Origin of the sequence: Cupriavidus necator A5-1, from assembly GCF_000744095.1 — a bacterium.
GTDB lineage: Bacteria > Pseudomonadota > Gammaproteobacteria > Burkholderiales > Burkholderiaceae > Cupriavidus > Cupriavidus necator_A.
In genome coordinates this window covers 364,473-383,366 of the sequence record NZ_JQLI01000004.1, presented here as the reverse complement: position 1 = coordinate 383,366, position 18,894 = coordinate 364,473, and the positions used below count along the sequence as shown (strand labels likewise).

Sequence of the window (18,894 nt, the reverse complement as noted above, 5' to 3'; positions counted from 1 at the left end):
ATATGGAAACGCGCAAACTTGGAAACGGCGGCCTGGAAGTGTCGGCCCTAGGACTTGGCTGCATGGGCATGAGTGCCAACTACGGGCCAGCCGCGGACGAGCAGGAGATGATTCGCCTGATCCACGCAGCAATCGATCGCGGCGTCACAATGTTTGATACGGCCGAAGCCTACGGTCCGTTTACGAACGAGGAGTTGCTCGGCAAAGCCCTGGCGCCTTTCAGAAGCCAGGTGGTGATTGCCACCAAGTTCGGGTTCGACATCGACCCTGCAACGGGACAGCGAGGCAGCGGCCTGAACAGCCGCCCGGACCATATCAAGGCGGCCGTCGAAGCATCGCTGAAGCGACTGAAAACCAACGTCATCGACTTGCTCTACCAGCATCGCGTCGACCCCGCCGTACCGATTGAAGATGTGGCGGGTACTGTCCGTGACTTGATCGCAGAAGGCAAGGTGCGGAATTTCGGCCTCTCCGAGCCGGGCGTGCAGACCATCCGCCTCGCGCACGCGGTCCAGCCGGTGACCGCCGTGCAGAGCGAATACTCTCTCTGGTACCGTGGACCGGAAGCGGAGATCCTGCCGACGCTCGAAGAACTCGGCATTGGCTTTGTCCCGTTCAGCCCGCTCGGGGCCGGGTTTCTGACGGGCAAGATCGACGCCTCAACGAAATTCGACAGTACCGATTTTCGCAACAGCGTCCCGCGTTTTGCGCCTGAAGCCCTGGAGGCGAACATGGCGCTGGTCGAACTGCTCCGCGCCATGGCAGCGCGCAAGCAGGCAACGCCCGCCCAGATTGCTATTGCGTGGCTTCTCGCGCAGAAGCCGTGGATTGTTCCCATCCCCGGTACTACCAAGCTGCACCGGCTCGAAGAGAACCTCGGTTCGGCAAGTATCGCGCTGACGGAGCAGGACCTGCAGGATATCGAGGCCGTCGCCTCGAAGATCGTTCCACAAGGGGCGCGGCTGCCCGAAGGCGCCTTGGCCATGACCGGACGCTAGGTGATCGGAGTGGGAACCAGCAGGAGGACCGTGGACGCGACTGAGGCAACGCTGCGTTTCGACGCCAGCGGAACACAATGGGAGATCGTGGCCGAGCGCCATTGACTGGCCAGGCCTTGCATAACGACGAAGCGAGGAGGATTCTCGCGCCTTCGCTCGATGTGCTGACCAGCTACTCATTCAGGAGAATGAGAATGACTAAGGAAGTAGTAGTCGTGATCGGTGCCGGCGGTATCGGCCTCGCGATCGCCCGCCGCCAAGGCTTTGGCAAAACCGTCCTGCTTGCAGACTACAACGAGGAAACACTGAATGCCGCAGCAGAAAGTATGCGGAATGCCAGCTACTCCGTCGAAACGCACCCTGTCAATGTAGCGTCACGCGAATCGGTTCAGGCGCTCGCCGCCGCCGCCGCGCTTGGCAGGGGTGGTCCAGGTCATTAACACCGCCGGCCTTTCCCCGAACATGGCGCCGGTCGCCCGTGTTCTGGAGGTCGACCTCTATGGCTCTGCGGTCGTGTTCGACGACTTCGAAAAGGTCATCGCGCCGGGCGGCGCCGGTTTGATCATCTCCAGCATGGCCGGACACATGATGCCGGCGCTCTCACCGGAACAGGACCACGCGTTGGCCTACACACCCACGGAGCAGCTATTGGATCTGCCCTTCCTTAAGGCGGATCCGGTGCCCAACACTCTCGTCGCCTACATGATCGCCAAGCGTGCAAACCACCTTCGGGTTCAGGCATCAGCGATCACCTGGGGCGCGCGCGGCGCACGCGTCAACTCGATCAGCCCCGGCATCATCGTGACGCCGCTGGCGCTGCATGAACTGAATTCCGAAATCGGCAACATTTATCGGACGATGGTTGCAGCTTCGCCCGCTAACCGGATGGCTCCGCCCAACGAAATTTCTATCGCCGCATCTTTCCTGCTCGGCCCCGATGCGGGCTTCATTACCGGTAGTGACTTGCTGATCGACGGTGGAGTGATCGCCGCAATGCGGGCAGGCAAGCTGCCTACACCAGGTTAGTGAGGCACTGGTGGCGTCTTTGCCCGATCGCTGGGCGCGTAACGTGGGCTCTCGGATGCCCTTCAAGCACCCGCGATGTAGAGCACTATGGATATCGAGTGCCCATTGGTAGAGAGCACCCGCCACTGGCGCGCACTCGTGCGGGACCCGCCCGATCTTTCCCAACACGTCGCTGCATTTATCGGAGAGAGTGACATTCCATTCTGGAAGTCATCGGAGATAGTTATGCGCAACGTTCCAAGCGACGTCATCGTCGTCATCGGCCCAGGGTCGCGTTCGACTATTTCTGTTGCCGGAACTGCCGGTATCAAGAACCACGCGCTCAATAAGGTTCCCAGGCCGAAGACTGCAATTGCACTCGCCATCGGCCAGGGGTGCCGTTTGCAAAGACTCCGACCAGTGCCGCCCCCAGGACGCCGGTCCCGTACCGTGTCGCTCCGATTAGCGACGAGGTCGCGCCAGCGCGCTCAGGAAAACATCCAAGCGCGCCAGCGATGGCATTTGCAACGATGAAGCCGGTTGCCGATACAAAAAGGAAGAGCGGAATGACCAGCGCCGGCAGCCCACCCCAGTCGGCGCGGGTATCCAGGGCCAGGATGACACTGGCTAGCCCCGCGCCGGCAGCACCGGCCCGAATGACGCCATTCAACAGATCGGGAAGCGAACTGCTGCCGGAAACTGACACCTGGGCAGGTTATTTAAAACAGGCGCAATCACCGGCCGGGCAGTGGATAAAAAGTGCTTAGATCGGCTCTCGCGGATTCGTGGAACGCGCAGCCCAGCCATTCACATGCTTGAGCAGCAACTTGGAAAGTTTGTCGAGGCGCGGCTCCACCTCGGTCGTCGTGCCAACCAGCGTGATGGATGCCACGGCCTCGCCCGAGCGGCTGCGCACTGTCGTCGCCAAACCGAAGCGCGTTCCGGTCTGGCTCATGTTGGTCGCGATCCCGGTCTTGTTGATCTTGTCGAGTTCGGCAAGGAACTTGTCGACCAATTCGGTTTCTTCCCGGGTCCGCCGGCGCAGATGGGACTCGCGCTCAAACTGTGGCCGGGCGGCGAGCAGTGCCTTGCCGCCTGCCGTGGACAACAGCGTGCGCCGGATGTTCGACCGCGCCTCGAAACCGGCGGCCTGGTCGCTGCCCGCTTCGGCCACATAGATCAGGTGATCACCAGCCTGTACCCCGAGAAAAACCGCCAGCTTGGTCGCCTCATGCAAGGCGACGAGATCCGCATGCGTGACCAGACCGGCCCGGATATGGCCGCTGGCCAGGGTCAGGCCGTAGACAGCCGGGCCGAGGTAAAAGCGGTGCTTGTCCTCGTACAGCCACCCTTTCGCCAGCAGCCCCTGGATAAAACCGTGAACGGAACTCTTTGCTGCTCCCAGCGCCCGGACCAGTTCGGCGAAGGTCATGCCAGGGTGGTACACCACTTCCTCAAGGATCTGCGTCACGCGATCCACGGTGCGGTGGTTCTGCGGGTCCGTTTTTGACCGTGCGGGGGACCTCCCCTCCTCGGGCTCCGCGTCTGCTTGCAAAGTCCGCTCTGCCTGTTTCTTGATAGACATCGGCTTCTGATAACGTCAAGGTATGTGAATACCCGGAGTTTACCGCAGGCAGCGGGCGCCAAGCGTAAATGGCACGGTGGTCCTGAAACGGCACGCGCCGGCCGTCTGCCGATCGCGCAGACCGGCCGGGTGTTCCGAGCCCGTGGAGCGCACGCCTGGCGCCATGTCACATGCCGCCATGGCGTGCGCGTCAAACCGGTTGCTGTCTATAGCTTGCGATCCCGTGCTGACCCCGGCCGATGAAACTCGGGCCACTGGTATCGCACCAGTTCCCGTTCGGCGCCATAGGCGTAGCAACTATCGATCTTGACGGGCCTGCCAGTACTATCCAGGCGCTCGGACCGGTTTCTGTTGACCGCGCTCAGCGATTGGTGGGCAACCGTCGCCAGCGGCAAAAGAAGTTCCATCAGATGTGTGCAGCTCGTAGCGCCCCTTAGGCGGCTGCGCACTTCCTTGCCCCAACCACTGGTCATCCGCAGACCCTTGAGCGACTGAAGGGCACGCCCGCCCTCCGGACACTGCGTATAGGGCGCTGCTTCGGTGAATGTCCCAATGTCGCGTACACACAGATCTTCGTCGAAGACGATGCGCACGCCCATATCATGCACCGGCTCGCCGGCCGGCACCTGCTTCCCGCCACGCCACGGGACAAAGTCATACGGCTTGCGATCCGTGACGCGCCCCTCCACCTCATACAGCCCGTCACTGCGCCGCCAGCCCTGCATCTCGATACGACGGAAATGCAGCGCCTCGCGCTCCACTGGCGTGTTGGTCATGTCACTGTCCTTCTCAGTTGAATTTCGGCGCGCGTTTCTCCAGGAAGGCATCCACGGCTTCGCGATGGTCTTCCGTCTTGTGGCAGACCGCCTGAAACACGGCCGAAAGCTCCAGCACCGAATCCAGCCGGCCATGGATCGCCTCGCGCATCAGACGCTTGGTCAGGCGCACGCCATGGGAGGCGTGCTGCGTGATACGCGCTGCCAGCTCCCGCGCCGCCGCCAGCAACTCTTCATGAGGCACCACACGGGAGACGAGGTTCCATTCCAAAGCCTGGCGTGCATCGAGCATGTCGCCTGTGAAGGCGAGTTCCGCCGCGCGCGACATGCCGACGATACGCGGCAGCAGCCATGCCCCGCCGTCGCCCGGAATGATGCCGAGCTTGATAAAGCTTTCGGCAAACTTTGCCTTCTCGGATGCGACCCGGATATCGCACATGCAGGCCAGGTCCAGGCCGGCCCCGATCGCATGGCCGTTCACCGCGGCGATGACCGGCACCTCAAGATTGAACAACGCCAGGGTCAAGCGCTGGATGCCGCGCCGATAGTCCTGGCGAATCGCCATCTCGCTCACCTCCGGCGACGACTGGCGTTTCATCTCCTGGATGTTGCCGCCGGCGCAGAACGAAGGCCCGTTGCCGGTCAGGATCACGCATCGCACACTCTGGTCGTCGTGAATCCGGTCGATGGCAGCCAGGAATTCGGGAACGGCGGTATTGCCGGTCAGCGGGTTGCGCTGCTCGGGCTGGTTCATCGTCAGCGTGACGACGGGGCCGTCCTGTTCATAGAGCAGAAAATCTGTCATGGTGGTCTCTTACAAGGTGCTGTTGTCGATGACGAAGCGGAACCGCACATCGCCGGCCAGCAGCCGGCGATAAGCGTCGTCAATAGAATCGGCGCTTACCACTTCCACCTGCGCGGCGATGTCATGGTCCGCACAGAAGTCGAGCATCTCCTGCGTCTGCGCCAGCCCGCCACTGCGCGTTCCAGCGATCGACCTGCGATTGGCAAGCAGCGATGCCGCCGAGAGGCTGAGCGGCTTGTCTGTCACCGCCAGGTTGACATAGGTGCCGTCTCGCGCCAGCAGGCCGAGATAGGCATCGAGGTCCACGTTGGCGGGAACGGTCGAAATGATCAGGTCGAGTGAGTTCGCCAGCGCCACAAAGGTCTGGGGGTCGTTAGCCAGGCGATACTCGTCCGCGCCGAAGCGCAAAGCGTCTTCGCGCTTGGCTGGCGAAAGGTCCAGGACCGTGGTATGCGCGCCCATGGCACGGGCCATCTGCACGCCGACGTGCCCCAGCCCCCCGAAGCCGACGATCGCCACGCGCTTGCCTGGCCCGGCCTGCCAGTGCCGCAGCGGCGAATACATAGTGATGCCGGCGCAAAGCAAGGGCGCTGCCCTGTCAAGAGGAATGCGATCCGGAATGCGTACGACAAACGCTTCGTCCACCACCACCTTCTCGCTGTAGCCCCCATAGGTGGGCTCGCCGTCGCGGCCCATCGAGTTATAGGCCAGGGTCCGGCCGCCGCTGCAATACTGTTCGAGGCCGGCTCTGCAGTTCTCGCACTCCCGGCAGGCGTCGACCATATTGCCGACGCCGACGCGGTCACCAACCTTGAACCGGCTCACCGCATCGCCGACGGCCGAGACAATGCCAGCCATTTCATGGCCGGGCACGATCGGATACATCGTCTTGCCGCGCAGGCTGCGCGCGTGCTCGACATCCGAGTGGCAGATGCCCGCGTAGGCGATATCGATCACGACATCGCGCGGCCCCGGATCGCGACGACGAATCGTGGTCGCGATGAAGGGTTCGGCGGGGCCGCAGGTACAACGTGCTTTGACATTCAACATGGCTTACTCGGGCTGGATGTTGGCTTCGCGCGCGAGCCGTACATATTTCTTTGCCTCCGTGTCCATGTAGGCCTTCAGTTCATCCGGCCTCAGGATCAGCGGCACCATCCCCTGGCGCGCCAACTGCTCGGTTACATCGGGGCGCTTCTGGGCCTGGATGACGGCAGCGCTGATGCGCTCCACCAGCGCGCGCGACATTCCGGCCGGTCCGACGAAGGCGTTCCAGGACGGGAAATCGAAGCCCGGCAGGGTTTCGGAAATCGCCGGCCAGTCTGGCGTCGCCGGGTTGCGCTTGAGCGACGTCACCGCCAGTGCACGCAGCTGTCCGCCTTTCACCTGGGCGAGGGCGTTGCCAGGGTCGGTTAGCGTGGCGTCTAGCACGCCACCAATGACATCGCTGATCGTGGCCGGCGTGCCCTTGTATGGGATGGCCATCAGCTGGATGCCGCCCAGCTTGTTCATCGATGCGATCTGCAGCTGGACAATGGTGGTCGAGGCACCCACACTGACCTTGCCGGGCCGCTGCTTGGCATAGGCGATGAAGTCCGCAAAGGTGCGAATTGGCGAGTCCGCCTTCACCATGAGGACATGGTTGGTCAAGGTTGCGCCACCGATCGGTGTCAGGTTGCGCAGTGGCTCGTACGGTAGGTTCTTCACGAATGCCACGTTGCTGGCCAGCGGCGAAAGCGAACCGCACATGAGCGTCATGCCGTCCGGCGCCGCGCGCATGATATCCATGGTGGCGATGACGCCGTTAGCGCCGGGCTTGTTGTCCACCACGATGGCCTGGCCCAGGGTCTGCGCCACGTGCGTCGTGAGGATGCGCGCCGCATAGTCGTTCGAAGTGCCTGCGGGCAACGGGACGATCATCCGGATTGGCCGGCCGCCCTGTGCCAGGACATTGCCGACGGGGAGGGCTAGCGTAAGCCCGATTGCACTAAGAAAGGTTCGCCGTTTCACGGCCGGTCTCCTTGTATCTTTTGCTTCTAACGGCTGGCTGTCGCTCAGCCGTGGTGCGCTCAACCGATCACCGACTTGTATTCCGTGAACTCCTCAATGCCGATACGACCCCATTCACGCCCCACACCGGAAAGCTTAAAGCCGCCGTGTGTGCCACGCTTGTCAAGGGGCGCGCCATTGATGCGGACACGGCCAACGCGCAGTTTCGCGGCAATGGCGCGCGCACGCTCGGGATCACCTGACCAGACGCCGGCGGCAAGGCCGTAGACCGAGTCGTTGGCAATGCGGACGGCACTCTCCTCATCGTCAAACGGAATAATCATCACCACCGGCCCGAAGATCTCCTCTCGCGCAAGCCGGCTGGTGTTATCACCGCAGAAGAGCGTTGGCTTGACGTAGTAGCCACGTTCCAGCCCCTCAGGCGCCTCGTGGCCACCTGTCAGCAATCGCAAACCCTCATCAAGACCGGCGCGGATGTAGCCCCGCACGCGCACGCGAGCCGCCGCCGTGGAGACCGGTCCCAGCGTCGTGGCAGGATCGAAAGGGTCGCCGAGAATATAGGCCTGCGCTCTTTGCACTGCCAGCTCCTCGGCCTCTTGCAGGCGCTCGCGCGGCACCAGCATGCGTGTGAGTCCGCCGCATACCTGTCCGGTGTTGCGCATGGCATCTTCGATGCCGTCGACCACGGCCCGCCGGAAATCCGCATCGGCAAGAATGATGTTGGGCGACTTCCCGCCCAGTTCGAGGTGCATGCGCTTGATCGATGCTGCGCCGACCTCCATCACCCTGCGCCCGGCACGAACCGAACCCGTCAGCGAAACCATGTCCACCAGCGGGTGCGACGCAATCGCTTCGCCGACTTCCGGGCCGGTGCCGCAGACCAGGTTGAAAGCGCCGGCAGGAAGGCCGGCTTCAGCACACAAATCTGCGAACATGAATGCCGTGAGCGGCGCGACCTCGGACGGCTTGAGAACCACCGTGCAACCGGCCGCGATTGCCGCCCCTGCCTTCGAAATGACCGAGCGCAGCGGCGCATTCCAGGCCGTGATCGCGCCGACCACGCCGGAGGGCTCGCGTCGCAGCGTGGTATTGCCGAGCTGCTCGGTCCAGGCGATCTCGCGCAGCGATTCAGCGATGATGTCAAGTTCTTCCACCGCCCCAACCGTTTGCGTCCGGATCGCTGCACTGATCGGGTAGCCTAGTTCCGTCACGATGGTGCGCGTGATTTCATCGGCACGCGCTTCGGTCAAGCGAGCGAGCCGACTGAAGATCTCGATTCGCCGCTCCACCGTTGAGCAGGACCAATCCGGAAACGCGCTTGCGGCCGCCTGTACCGCCTGATCGACATCTTCCGCCGTGCCGCGCGGCACTTCTGCGACGATTTCCTCGGTAGCCGGATTGACCACCGTAAGCACGTCCGTGGACGTCGACGGTACCCATGCCCCATTGATAAAGATTGCCTTGTGTTGAATCATTTGATCACCATGCCTCTTCCATGATTTGCGGCGGTTCGCCAGCATCGCTCACCGGCCGGGGGTCGCCCGCAGGAACCAGCCCTCAGTAACGTCGCTCGCAAATACAATTGATCATAATTACGAACGATTGGTCATAAATACGAATACATCGTAGACAGCAGGACGGGGGCTGTCAATGCCCGATCGCGCTGCCGCGCTGCAGAAGCCCGTATAACAGCCGATGTCCGTCGACCAACCAAGGGCAAACCCTTGTCCGAACCGAAAGCGATGGCCCCGTAATCCGGGAATCTGGAATCCCGCAAGCCATCCGCTGATCACTGTGGGTCTTGAGCTCACCACAATCGCGCGCTTCGACAATTCCGCGCTGGGGCACTCGCTGGTAAAAGCGGGATACCTGCCGCTGTCGCCTATAGCCTATGCGGACAATCCGGTCGTCATTGCACATCTCTCCAGCCGCGGCAACGAACCGTTGATCCACCTTCGCCGATGCCCCGCACGGGGTGTGGCCCGACGCCCAGTTCATTCCCACACCGGCCCCAGCGGTAATCCCAAGTCACTCTACAGTGCGCCCCAGGCAGTCCCCTTCGGCGGGTTTTCACCCATGGCCAGTACCTTGACACCTCCTATCGGGAGGTTTCTGTTCGCATATACGAGAACACGTTCGTTACCGCGAACAAAGGAGGCGAAGAGATGGTCGGCTCACTTCGCCGCTTGTTGGCGGCAATCGCCATACTCATCCCACCGCTTTTGGCGCAGGCGCAGTATCCCGAACGTCCAATCAAGTTGATCCTGCCTTTCCCCGCAGGAAGCGCGACGGATGGCGCCGCGCGGTATATTGCCCAGGATGTAGGAAAGGCTCTTGGACAGCCGCTGGTGGTCGAGAATCACGCAGGTGCCGATGGAATCATCGCCGCGCAGCTTGCCAAGCGCGCTGCGCCGGACGGATATACGCTGTTCGTCAGCACGAACTCCGCTCATGGGAGCAATCCTGCGCTTTATAGCAACCTCCCCTATGATCCCGTGGCGGATTTCGTCCCGGTGGCGGGGCTGATCCGCATTCCTATCACCCTGGTGGTCAGAAAGGACTTGCCGGCCGACGACGTCGCTGGCTTCGTCAAGCTGGCGCGCCAGCGTCCATCCTCAAAATCCCTCAGCTACGGCAGCGGCAACACCTCAAACCGCGTTGCAGCCGAACTGTTTAAGGCGACCGCCAAGATTGACATGGTCAATGTTCAGTATCGCGGTACGCCACAGGCGTTGAATGATCTGCTCGGTGGTCAGATCGATGTGATGTTCGTCGATCCCTATTCGGCAATGGGATTCATCAATGCCAGGCAAGTCAAGGTCCTTGCCGTGCTCGATACGGTTCGTCACCCGCTGCTGCCCGACGTCCCAACGATGAGCGAGGCCGGCTATAAAGACACCCAGGTTGTCACGTGGGCAGCAGCATTTGCCCCGGCGAAGACGAGCCAAGACATCGTCGACCGGCTGAATCTGGCCTTCAACAAGAGTCTGGCCAAGGCGCAGACGCGCACGGCCTTAAGCAGGATGGCCATGACGCCGATGATGATGAGCGAGCGAACTTCGCGCATTCGTTGCCTCAGAGCTAAGTCGCTGGCAAAAACTTGTCGAACTGGCCAGCATCCCAAAAAAGTAATGCGAGACAAAGACGAATGATCGACAAATCAACACAGCAACAATTGCCTCGGACTCCAGGTCGCTTACAGGGCCGTCGCATCCTGATTACCGGCGCGGGATCCGGTATCGGGCGTGCCACCGCACAGCTATTCGCAGCGGAGGGCGCTGCGCTGACATTGCTGGACCGAGACAAACATGGGCTGTCCGAAACCGCCAGCGCCCTGGGGGCCAATGCCTTTGCCGCGGACGCAACGGACGAGACGTCGGTTGCCGATGCCGTCGAGCAAGGCGCCGCGGCCATGGGAGGTATCGACGGCATCGTCAATGCGGCGGGCGTGATGTTGCGGGGTTCCGTCATGGAAGTCGGTGTCGCCGAGTGGAGGCGTGTGCTAGAGATCAATCTCACAGGCACCTACATCGTCGTACGTTGCTGCCTGCCTTGGCTGCAAAGGGCAAGCGATGCGACGATCGTCAATCTTGGATCTGGGCAGTCCTTACTACCCAACTCGCCGGACCGTACTGCCTACTCTGCCTCCAAGGGTGGCGTTCTCAATCTTACGCGCGCACTCGCCGCTGAACTCGCTCCGGGTATTAGAGCAAACACAGTCTGCCCAGGTCTCGTCGACACACCGATGGCTGAAGGCGTGCAGGGCAATTTCGGAAATTACGCCCTCCGACGCCTCGCGCAGCCTAACGAGATTGCCCAAGCCATCCTGTTTCTGACCAGTTCCGAATCGTCTTACGTCACCGGTTCCGCCTTGGCTGTAGATGGCGGACGATCGTTCCACTAAGGGCGCACTGATGTCCTCCCCAGAACAATTCGTATTGCGCTCATCCCTGACGTCTCCGTTCGTGCGCAAAGTACGCATCGCGGCAGAGGTACTCGGCCTAACCGACCGCATTACCATGGTTCCCACGGACGCCGCCGATCCGAGCGATGCACTTAGGCAGCAAAACTCCCTCGGCAAGTATCCATGCCTGCTTCGCTGACGGAACGGCAATTTACGACAGTAGCGTTATCCTTGAATTCTTGCAAGAAGTGGCGGGGAATGATCGGTTACTCCCCGCAACGGGTCCTGAGCGGATATCGATGCTGACCCGCACGCGACTGGCCGACGGCATTATCGACGCGGGCGCCCTTATCATCTACGAAGATCGCTACCATGCGCCCGCTGCACAGTCAGAGAAATGGCTGAACTACCAGCGGGAGAAGATCTTACGCGCCCTTGCTGCGTTCGAATCCGCGCAGCCGGACCCGCACAAGACTGACGCGGTATCGATCGGCCTAGCTTGCGCGCTTGGGTTTCTTGATAGACGTCAGCCGGTGCACTGGAGGCCTCAGTTCACTGGACTTGCCACTTGGCTAGCCGCTTTCGCCGAATTCGAGCCCGCGTTCAACTTGACTCAGCCGCCGAAGCCCTAGTTGTCCGGAGATAGCACTCGACCTGCCATCCCTGCTCCAAGTACCCTTCAAGCAAACTCATGCCCGAACTAGGTTACACCGCTGAACTTGCGAGATTCATCCATAGTTCCCGTTGGCACGATCTCCCGACGCCCGTCCAGCATGAAGCGGTGCGCGCTCTCGTCAACTGGGTGTGCTGCACGTACGCTGGCGCGTCTCATCCGACAGTACAAAGCGCGCTCGCCACGCTGAAAGGACTGTCATCCGCTAGTACGTGTACCGTCATCGGCTGCGACCGCAAACTCGATCCCCTTGGCGCTGCGTTGGTCAACGGATTGAGTGCGAGCGCGCATGCGTTTGACGACGCGCACCTACAGACGGTGGCGCATCCTGGCGCGCCTACCATTGCCGCCCTGCTTGCGCACGCCGAACAATATGCTGTATCCGGACCGGATTTCCTTCATGCGCTAGTCCTCTCGTATGAGGTGCAATGTCGCTTGAGCTGCGCCCTTGCAGCGCCTCCAGCCCACTGCAACCTCGGTTGGTATATGACGGGCGTAACAGGCGCCGTTGGCGTTGCCGCCGGCGTGGGCAAGCTGATGGGCCTATCGGAACAGCAGCTGGCCTGGGCGATGGGGCTCGGAGCCGTACAAGCGTCAGGGTTGCGCGTATCCCATGGCACCATGGCGTGCGCATTCATCCCTGGTGACGCAGGTCGAAACGGCCTGCTTGCGGCTCGGTTGGCAGCCAACGGGTTCACGTGTCACGAGAACGCATTGACAGCAAATCATGGCTTGTTGCCCGTCCTGGGTGATCCGGCAAACCCAGAGGTGCTCACGGACCGACTCGGGGAACACTGGGAAACCATGAACGTTTCCCTGAAGCCGTTTCCTTCGGGCTGCCTCACCCATGCGGTCATCGATGCGTGTCTCGCGCTTGTTCGCCAGTACCAATTTCGGAGCGATGAGATCGTGCAAATCGACCTTCACGTTCACCGTCTCGCGCTCGAGCTCACGGGCCGCCCGGAACCGCAGCACAGCTTTGACGCCCAAGCCAGCATCCAGCACTGGGCAGCCGCCGTGCTTCACAACCGGCGCGCAAGCCTCTATGAAGCAAGTGATGACAGTGTTCACAATCCGTCGGTGGTCTCGTTACGCCAGCGCGTCCAGGTCGCGGTTGCCGATGCCTTGGAATCCGACGAGGCACGCCTTTACGTGAGCTTGCGCGACGGCAGGCGCCTTGAGGCAAGCGCCATGCCATGCATTGGCTCTCCACGCCGGCCGATGAGCGATGCGGACTTGCAGGCGAAGTTCCTCGATCTGACCATCCCAGTCTTGGGGCCGGCCCGCGCCTCACTGCTGTCCGACTACTGCTGGGATATGCCCTCTGCCGCCGACGTTGGCCGCGCCGCGCCCGGGTTTTGGGGACCTACAGTAACAAACAGGGAAATCACGTGAAAAACCTGCTAGCTCGCATTCTCATGGGAACAGGGCTGATGTGCGCACTCGCGGCTCCAATTGCGCGCGCAGACGAATACCCTTCCCGGCCCATCCGCTTGGTTGTACCTTATGCTGCGGGCGGGGCCGGTGACGTGATCGCGCGCCTTGTTGCGGAGCATGTCAGCAAGCGCCTCGGGCAGCCTATTATTGCCGACAATCGTCCGGGCGCTGCTACCGTTCTCGCCGCCAGCCAGGTGGCACGGTCAGCGCCGGACGGCTACACATTGCTGTTCGGCACTCTGGCCCATTCCCTGAATGCCACGCTTCAAACAAAGTTGCCATTCGACCCGGTCAACGACTTTGAATTTATTGGCAAAGTCGGTCAAGTCAGTTTTCTCTTGGTTACCAAGCCACGGCTGCCGGTCAATGATCTGCGCGGGCTGGTCGCGCTCATGCAGAAGCAGCCTGGAAAGCTGACTTTCGGCTCGGCTGGTGTGGGCTCGCCGATGCATCTCGGCGGCGAACTTCTCAAGCATCTGTCCAACACAGACGCCGTACACGTGCCATATAAGGGTGAGAGCGCCGCGCTGACCGACTTGCTGGGTGGGCAGTTGGACTTCATGCTCTGTACCACCACTACCTGCGCTTCCCGCGTCAAAGACGGCACGCTCAAAGCGCTTGCGGTGACGTCGCCTCAGCGCTCGCCCGTAGCTCCAAGCATTCCGACCACTGCTGAGGCAGGCATACCGGGCTTCCAGGTCTACACGTGGGTATTCTTGGCATCGCCAAAAGGCACTCCAAGCACCGTTGTCGATCGACTGCAGCGTGCATTGAATGAAGTCCTCGCAAATCCGCAGTTCAAGCAACGTGCTCTGGCTATTGGCTTCGAGACGAATCCTCACACTTCTCCCGCGGCGCTGAAGTCGATGGTTCAATCGGAGATCTTGAAGTGGCGCCCGATCATCAAGGCATCGGGAATGGAAAGCAACTGAGTGAAGGGCGGCATCGCCGCCCTTTATTACCCACGAACCGACGCGTCTGCCTGCTGGACTTCTGTCGCGACATCAGCGCAGGGTGAATGCGATCGCGCCAGCAGCCGAGGACACGCTGCTGCGTATCCATAAGGCTCTCGCCACGAGGGATCCTCACCTGACTGCCTGCCACCGAGAGATACTCGTCGAAAGTGAGTTGCGGCGGACGCGCCCTAAACGACCTTCTCCAGGCTTGCACGCACTCAGCACCGTACAGCGAAGCGGCCTCCGCCTTGCTCATGCCCTGCAATCGACCGTAATGGCGCTCATTCAATCGCCAGTCGGATACCGTCGGGAGTGGATCGATTAACTCTGCCATGCAATGGTCGAGCGTCTGAATTGCGCGTTGCAGCGAACTAGTGAATGCGATATCCCATCTCGTTTGAGTATCGCGAAGCAGGCGTCCTGCATGGCGCGCCTGCTCAATCCCGCGCTCCGCCAAACCCACATCCTCCCAGCCACCGAAACGCTGCCCCTCATTTGCGACGGAACTGCCGTGCCGAAGCATCACGAAGTTGACTTTACCCTGCATACCAAACAAGCGCTTTAGGAGTGAGACCGCGAATTATGAAAAACCGTGCTGTTTCTCGATATGGACGTTTGCGTGCGGCCAAGAAGCGGCGTAGGACCTAGGATTATCTTGTGGGTGCTTGATACTCCACCTCACTGACCTTATCCATCCAGGTAACGGTGCTTCCATCGAGTTGCTCCTGGATGGCAATATGCGTCATAGCCGTGGTGGGTCCCGCACCGTGCCAATGTCTTACATTGGGTGGGATCCAGACGACGTCACCGGCCCTGATCACCTCGATCGTGCCGCCCGCAACCTGCACCCGACCACAGCCCGCCGTCACGACCAAGGTCTGGCCAAGAGGATGCGCGTGCCATGCGGTATGAGCGCCCGGTTCGAAGGTCACGCTGGCGCCCGCCACCCGCGCAGGTTTGGGGGCGGTGAACAATGGATCCACTCGCGCGATACCGGTGAAATTCTCCTGCTGCGCATAACGGGACGGCTGGGATCCACATCGCTTGATTTCCATCTTCCTTCTCCTTGCGAAATTGCGCCTTGGCCTCGGTTCGCAGCCGCTTCATGTCCAGAGATGGGTTCTGTATCAGAAGCCGGAATACCGACCTGACAGACTCTGCTGCCAGACATAGCGCCGAACAAACGGACCGTGCAGCTACGAACCGGGCGGCCCTCGTTCACTCCATAGCGATAAACGTGAATCGAAGCCGATCAGTCCAACAGCTTGCGAGCGCGAAGAACTTCTTCGGCAACCCGGAAAGCGTCAATTGCCGCAGGCAGGCCGCAATAGACCGCTGCCTGCAGAAGGATCTCCCGCAACTCTTCAACCGTGCAGCCGTTGGTCAGTGCCCCCTCCAAGTGGCTGCGCAACTGCGCAGGACGATTCAGCGCGGTCAACATCGCGACATTCAGAATGCTGCGAAGCTTTCGATCAATGCCGTCCCGCGACCAAACCCGTCCAAAGCACACTTCTTCGGCGTACTCCTGAATGACAGCGTTGAAATCGTTGCGGGTCTTGTCCTTTGCCGCCAGGAACTCCGCGCCCATCAGTTCAACGATCACCTTACGACCAATTTCCTTCGCATCCATATTCGCCTCGATTTGCCATCAGAAAGTCATGGAGCGCACGCTGGCCACTCCGCGACAATGCCCAAGCGCGACCGACGGTGCACCGGTCGCGGCCCTTCCCATATACGTCCGTTTATCCCTGCGCAAGTGTCCTCTTGACGTCCTCGGCGGCAGCCTTGATCGTCACGCCAGCACGCTCGTTTTGAAGCATCATCGGTGAGCGGGAGTCGAGTTCTCCCCAGCCACGCTCAAGCGCGGCGGTGTAATCCTCGAAGGCAGCATCCGCATGTTTCATCGGCACATCGAACTCACGCGCGAGATCCTGCGCCAGCTTGAAGTCCTTATAGGCGAGGCGCAGCGCGAAATGCGGCGGATCGTACGAGGATTGCAGGTATTGCTCGGCCACCAGGTCCAGCGTGCGCGAGCGTCCAATCGCCCCCTGACGAACCGCATTCCACAGCTCCAGCGGGTCGAGACCGGCCTTGACACCCAAGCTCATGCCCTCAGCGATTGTCATGCGCATCACGAGGCTGATCAGGTTATGGACGAGTTTGGCGGTACTACCCGCACCAACGGCGCCAACATAGATCACGCGGTCGCCAATCGCATCGAGAACCGGCTTGTAAGCATCGAACAGTTCCCTGTCTCCCCCTATATAGATCGCTAGCTTGCCGGAGCGCGTCCCACTGGGGCCACCACTAACCGGTGCATCTAACATCCCGATGCCCTTCTCCCGAAACTGCTCGCTGACATCCCGCACCATCGTGGGCGAGTTCGTCGTGAGGTCGAACCAGACGCTGCCGGGACGCATCGCCCCGAGCAGTCCACCTTCGCCCACCCCGATCGCCTGCATTTCCTTTGGCCCTGGCAAAGACGTAAACACGACGTCCACAGCTTGCCCGAGTTCCGCCACGGTGGCTGCCCACGTGGCGCCCACTTCCAGTAGCGGCTGCGCGCTCTCCTTGCGCAGGTCGTGCACAACGAGGTCGTGGCCTGCCTTGCGCAAGTTAGCCGCCATTCCGGTCCCCATAGTCCCGAGTCCGATAAAGCCAATCTTCATGGTTTGTCTCCTTCTATTTCCGGGTGAATGCATCTGTTGACGTCGCAGGCTTTGGCACCAGACTCATCAGAGCCTGGCTGAGACCGCCGTCGACGAGAATGTCTTGTCCGTTGATATAGGCGGCCCTTTCACTGCCAAGGAAGGCGATCACACTCGCCAGTTCCGTCGGCTCGGCAATCCGGCCTGAAGGCACCAGCCGCGATCGCCCGGCTGCAACGGTGTCGTCGATATAGGCGGCCTCTGTCGCGGGTGTGCGTACCAGACCAGGCGACACGGAGTTACACCGGATTCCGTGGCGCGCCAGTTCCAAGGCGAGCATGCGGGACAGCATCAGCAAGCCAGCCTTCCCCACGCTATAAGCACCGCTTTCGGGCAGGGGCAGGTGTCCGCAGATCGACGCGACATTGACAATGCTTCCGCCTGCACCTGCGGATATCATTTGGGCACCAAAGGCGCGGATGCACAGGAGCGCCCCCGTGAGGTTGACGTCGAGCATCCGATTCCATTGCGCCAAGTCGGCATGCATCAACGGACCAGCGTAGCCGACAAGGGCTGCGCTGTTGACCAGTATCCGGGACGATCCGAGTTCGTGCTGGATTCGCTGCGCGGCCGCAGCAATCGCGTCTTCGCTTGTGACGTCGGCCTGGACGCTCATCGCACGCCCGCCGGCGCAAGCGATTGCATCGGCGACCGCGTCGGCTGCCCTGCCGTCTCGATCTAAGACTGCGACGAGCGCGCCGCATCTCGCCAATTCCAAGGCGGTAGCGGCGCCAATTCCGCTCCCGCCGCCAGTGACAACGCATACGCTGCCAGCGAGACCGAGCCATGCGGCGCGCCCGTCGTGTTCATCGTTTTCCATGTAAGTTCTTTGTTTCCGTCATTGCACTAGGGGCAGCGGAAGACTATTTCCAAGTAGCCAAGGCGAATCATTTGCCGCCCCGCCGAAGAATCGGCTGTTCCGCCGCGGCGCACTCAAACCTTTATGCCCGCATTTCTAACTCTGTCTTTCCAGGTCGAAACGTCCTTGCGGATCGTTGCGGCAAATTCTTCTCTGGTACCGGAAATGACGCGGAATCCGGCGCCCTCGAACTTCTGCTTGGCGACCTGAGTACTTCGTGCCTTTTCAATTTCTGAAGTAAGGCGCTCGACGATTTCACGTGGCGTTCCGGCTGGCGCAACCAGGCCCATCCAAACCAGGAACTGCATGTCCGGATAGCCGACTTCGTTGAACGTGGGTACCCCAGGGTAGGTATTGAGGCGGGACGGCCCGTTCATCGCCAATGCCCGAAGCTTGCCGCCGTGAACGTGAGGAACCAGGACCGCCGAGGGCGCTATAAACATCGCGTGCACCTCACCTGCGATCATTGCGGACAGCAAGTCGCTATAGGTGCGAAAGTGAACCGTCTCAAACGGCACCTTCGCAGCCTGGCCGAACATAACGCCCGCAATGTGTCCAGACGTCCCTGGTCCGAGCGTTCCAAGAAAGGCGGGCTTACTCTGGCGCCGACCCCACGCAACGAACTCAGAGACAGAATTGGCAGGGACGCTGGTGCCGCGCACGAAAATCAAATCGGTACTGACCAGCAACGCGAGTGGCTCGAAGTCCTTTACGGGGTCGTACGGAGTCTCCTTGAGCGTAGGCGGCACCATCGCTATCGACGCCAGCGAAACCAGTCCGATGGTGTAACCATCCGGGGATGCTCGGGCGATCTGCTGAGTGCCAATGACGCCCGCGGCGCCCGGCTTGTTATCGACGATGACAGATTGTTTCAACTGTGTGCCCAGCATCTCCGCGATCGTACGAGATACATAATCCGTGCTCGATCCAGCGGAAAACGGTAGCACCAGACGAATGGGACGCGACGGATAGTGGGCTTCGGCGGCGCTCACGCTACCGCTCAGCGAGAGCACGCCCATAGCTTTAAGTACTTGCCTTCTGTTCATTTTCAATAAGAAACTGCAAGTCATAGTGACAAGGAAGCCACCGATCAGGCCCGGTCAGGCGTCAGTGGCAGGTACTGCCAGCGGAAAAGGACATAAGGCGCTATCTCCGCAACGGCAGGCCCTCACGAGGCC

Annotated in this window: 19 protein-coding genes and 1 pseudogene; 8 read left to right on the top strand and 12 right to left on the bottom strand. The window is 61.2% G+C overall.

Annotated features, from left to right (window positions below; all coding sequences use genetic code 11):
- The first annotated feature begins 2 nt into the window (after window positions 1-2).
- Window positions 3-998, top strand: coding sequence for an aldo/keto reductase (locus K307_RS23660; protein ID WP_042883207.1), 996 nt, complete (start codon window positions 3-5; stop codon window positions 996-998).
- Window positions 999-1,192: 194 nt separating this feature from the next.
- Window positions 1,193-2,024: pseudogene (locus K307_RS23655) on the top strand (SDR family oxidoreductase).
- Window positions 2,025-2,766: 742 nt separating this feature from the next.
- On the opposite strand, the gene K307_RS23650 reads toward K307_RS23655, so the two are convergent.
- From K307_RS23650 to K307_RS23625, 6 genes are all read right to left on the bottom strand, one after another.
- Window positions 2,767-3,588, bottom strand: a complete 822-nt coding sequence (locus K307_RS23650) for an IclR family transcriptional regulator (RefSeq protein ID WP_080745196.1) — start codon at window positions 3,586-3,588, stop codon at window positions 2,767-2,769.
- A 206-nt stretch (window positions 3,589-3,794) separates the two neighbouring features.
- Window positions 3,795-4,364, bottom strand: coding sequence for a DUF2889 domain-containing protein (locus tag K307_RS23645; protein WP_042883204.1), 570 nt, complete (start codon window positions 4,362-4,364; stop codon window positions 3,795-3,797).
- 13 nt (window positions 4,365-4,377) lie between these two features.
- Window positions 4,378-5,169, bottom strand: coding sequence for a crotonase/enoyl-CoA hydratase family protein (locus K307_RS23640; protein WP_042883203.1), 792 nt, complete (start codon window positions 5,167-5,169; stop codon window positions 4,378-4,380).
- A gap of 9 nt (window positions 5,170-5,178) precedes the next feature.
- Window positions 5,179-6,219, bottom strand: coding sequence for an NAD(P)-dependent alcohol dehydrogenase (locus tag K307_RS23635; protein ID WP_042883202.1), 1,041 nt, complete (start codon window positions 6,217-6,219; stop codon window positions 5,179-5,181).
- Window positions 6,220-6,222: 3 nt separating this feature from the next.
- Entirely contained in the window at window positions 6,223-7,242 is a 1,020-nt protein-coding gene (locus K307_RS23630) for a Bug family tripartite tricarboxylate transporter substrate binding protein (protein ID WP_155301263.1), read from the bottom strand.
- A complete protein-coding gene (locus tag K307_RS23625) occupies window positions 7,239-8,699 on the bottom strand; it encodes an aldehyde dehydrogenase family protein (RefSeq protein ID WP_230626044.1) in 1,461 nt (486 codons plus the stop codon). The genes K307_RS23630 and K307_RS23625 overlap by 4 nt, the downstream gene beginning before the upstream one ends.
- Window positions 8,700-9,344: 645 nt before the next feature.
- Here K307_RS23625 and K307_RS23620 point away from each other — a divergent pair.
- From K307_RS23620 to K307_RS23600, 6 genes are all read left to right on the top strand, one after another.
- Window positions 9,345-10,331 carry a Bug family tripartite tricarboxylate transporter substrate binding protein gene (locus K307_RS23620; protein ID WP_051975141.1) on the top strand — a complete coding sequence of 329 codons (987 nt, stop codon included), beginning with the start codon at window positions 9,345-9,347 and terminating at the stop codon, window positions 10,329-10,331.
- On the top strand, window positions 10,328-11,083 hold the full coding sequence (locus tag K307_RS23615; protein WP_051975140.1) for an SDR family NAD(P)-dependent oxidoreductase: 756 nt from the start codon (window positions 10,328-10,330) through the stop codon (window positions 11,081-11,083). The genes K307_RS23620 and K307_RS23615 overlap by 4 nt, the downstream gene beginning before the upstream one ends.
- Entirely contained in the window at window positions 11,061-11,282 is a 222-nt protein-coding gene (locus tag K307_RS51160) for a glutathione S-transferase N-terminal domain-containing protein (RefSeq protein ID WP_155301262.1), read from the top strand. Before K307_RS23615 ends, K307_RS51160 begins: the two co-directional genes overlap by 23 nt.
- Before the next feature lie 100 nt (window positions 11,283-11,382).
- Window positions 11,383-11,715, top strand: a complete 333-nt coding sequence (locus tag K307_RS48005; RefSeq protein WP_155301261.1) for a hypothetical protein — start codon at window positions 11,383-11,385, stop codon at window positions 11,713-11,715.
- 59 nt (window positions 11,716-11,774) lie between these two features.
- The gene (locus tag K307_RS44555) at window positions 11,775-13,151 is read left to right on the top strand and encodes an MmgE/PrpD family protein (RefSeq protein WP_080745195.1); all 1,377 of its coding nucleotides are present in this window, start codon (window positions 11,775-11,777) and stop codon (window positions 13,149-13,151) included.
- Window positions 13,148-14,125 carry a Bug family tripartite tricarboxylate transporter substrate binding protein gene (locus K307_RS23600; protein WP_051975137.1) on the top strand — a complete coding sequence of 326 codons (978 nt, stop codon included), beginning with the start codon at window positions 13,148-13,150 and terminating at the stop codon, window positions 14,123-14,125. The genes K307_RS44555 and K307_RS23600 overlap by 4 nt, the downstream gene beginning before the upstream one ends.
- Here K307_RS23600 and K307_RS51155 read toward each other — a convergent pair.
- The 6 genes from K307_RS51155 to K307_RS23575 all read right to left on the bottom strand — a co-directional run bounded on the left by K307_RS51155 (window position 14,097) and on the right by K307_RS23575 (window position 18,708).
- Window positions 14,097-14,672, bottom strand: coding sequence for a 2,3-bisphosphoglycerate-dependent phosphoglycerate mutase (locus K307_RS51155; RefSeq protein ID WP_419187174.1), 576 nt, complete (start codon window positions 14,670-14,672; stop codon window positions 14,097-14,099). The genes K307_RS23600 and K307_RS51155 overlap by 29 nt on opposite strands.
- Window positions 14,673-14,799: 127 nt before the next feature.
- Window positions 14,800-15,204 carry a cupin domain-containing protein gene (locus K307_RS23595; protein ID WP_042883199.1) on the bottom strand — a complete coding sequence of 135 codons (405 nt, stop codon included), beginning with the start codon at window positions 15,202-15,204 and terminating at the stop codon, window positions 14,800-14,802.
- Window positions 15,205-15,401: 197 nt separating this feature from the next.
- The gene (locus K307_RS23590; protein ID WP_042883197.1) at window positions 15,402-15,779 is read right to left on the bottom strand and encodes a carboxymuconolactone decarboxylase family protein; all 378 of its coding nucleotides are present in this window, start codon (window positions 15,777-15,779) and stop codon (window positions 15,402-15,404) included.
- Window positions 15,780-15,891: 112 nt separating this feature from the next.
- Window positions 15,892-16,818, bottom strand: a complete 927-nt coding sequence (locus K307_RS23585) for an NAD(P)-dependent oxidoreductase (RefSeq protein ID WP_042883195.1) — start codon at window positions 16,816-16,818, stop codon at window positions 15,892-15,894.
- 13 nt (window positions 16,819-16,831) lie between these two features.
- The gene (locus K307_RS23580; protein WP_042883193.1) at window positions 16,832-17,677 is read right to left on the bottom strand and encodes an SDR family NAD(P)-dependent oxidoreductase; all 846 of its coding nucleotides are present in this window, start codon (window positions 17,675-17,677) and stop codon (window positions 16,832-16,834) included.
- Between the two features lie 113 nt (window positions 17,678-17,790).
- On the bottom strand, window positions 17,791-18,708 hold the full coding sequence (locus K307_RS23575) for a Bug family tripartite tricarboxylate transporter substrate binding protein (protein WP_196251612.1): 918 nt from the start codon (window positions 18,706-18,708) through the stop codon (window positions 17,791-17,793).
- Window positions 18,709-18,894 lie beyond the last annotated feature (186 nt).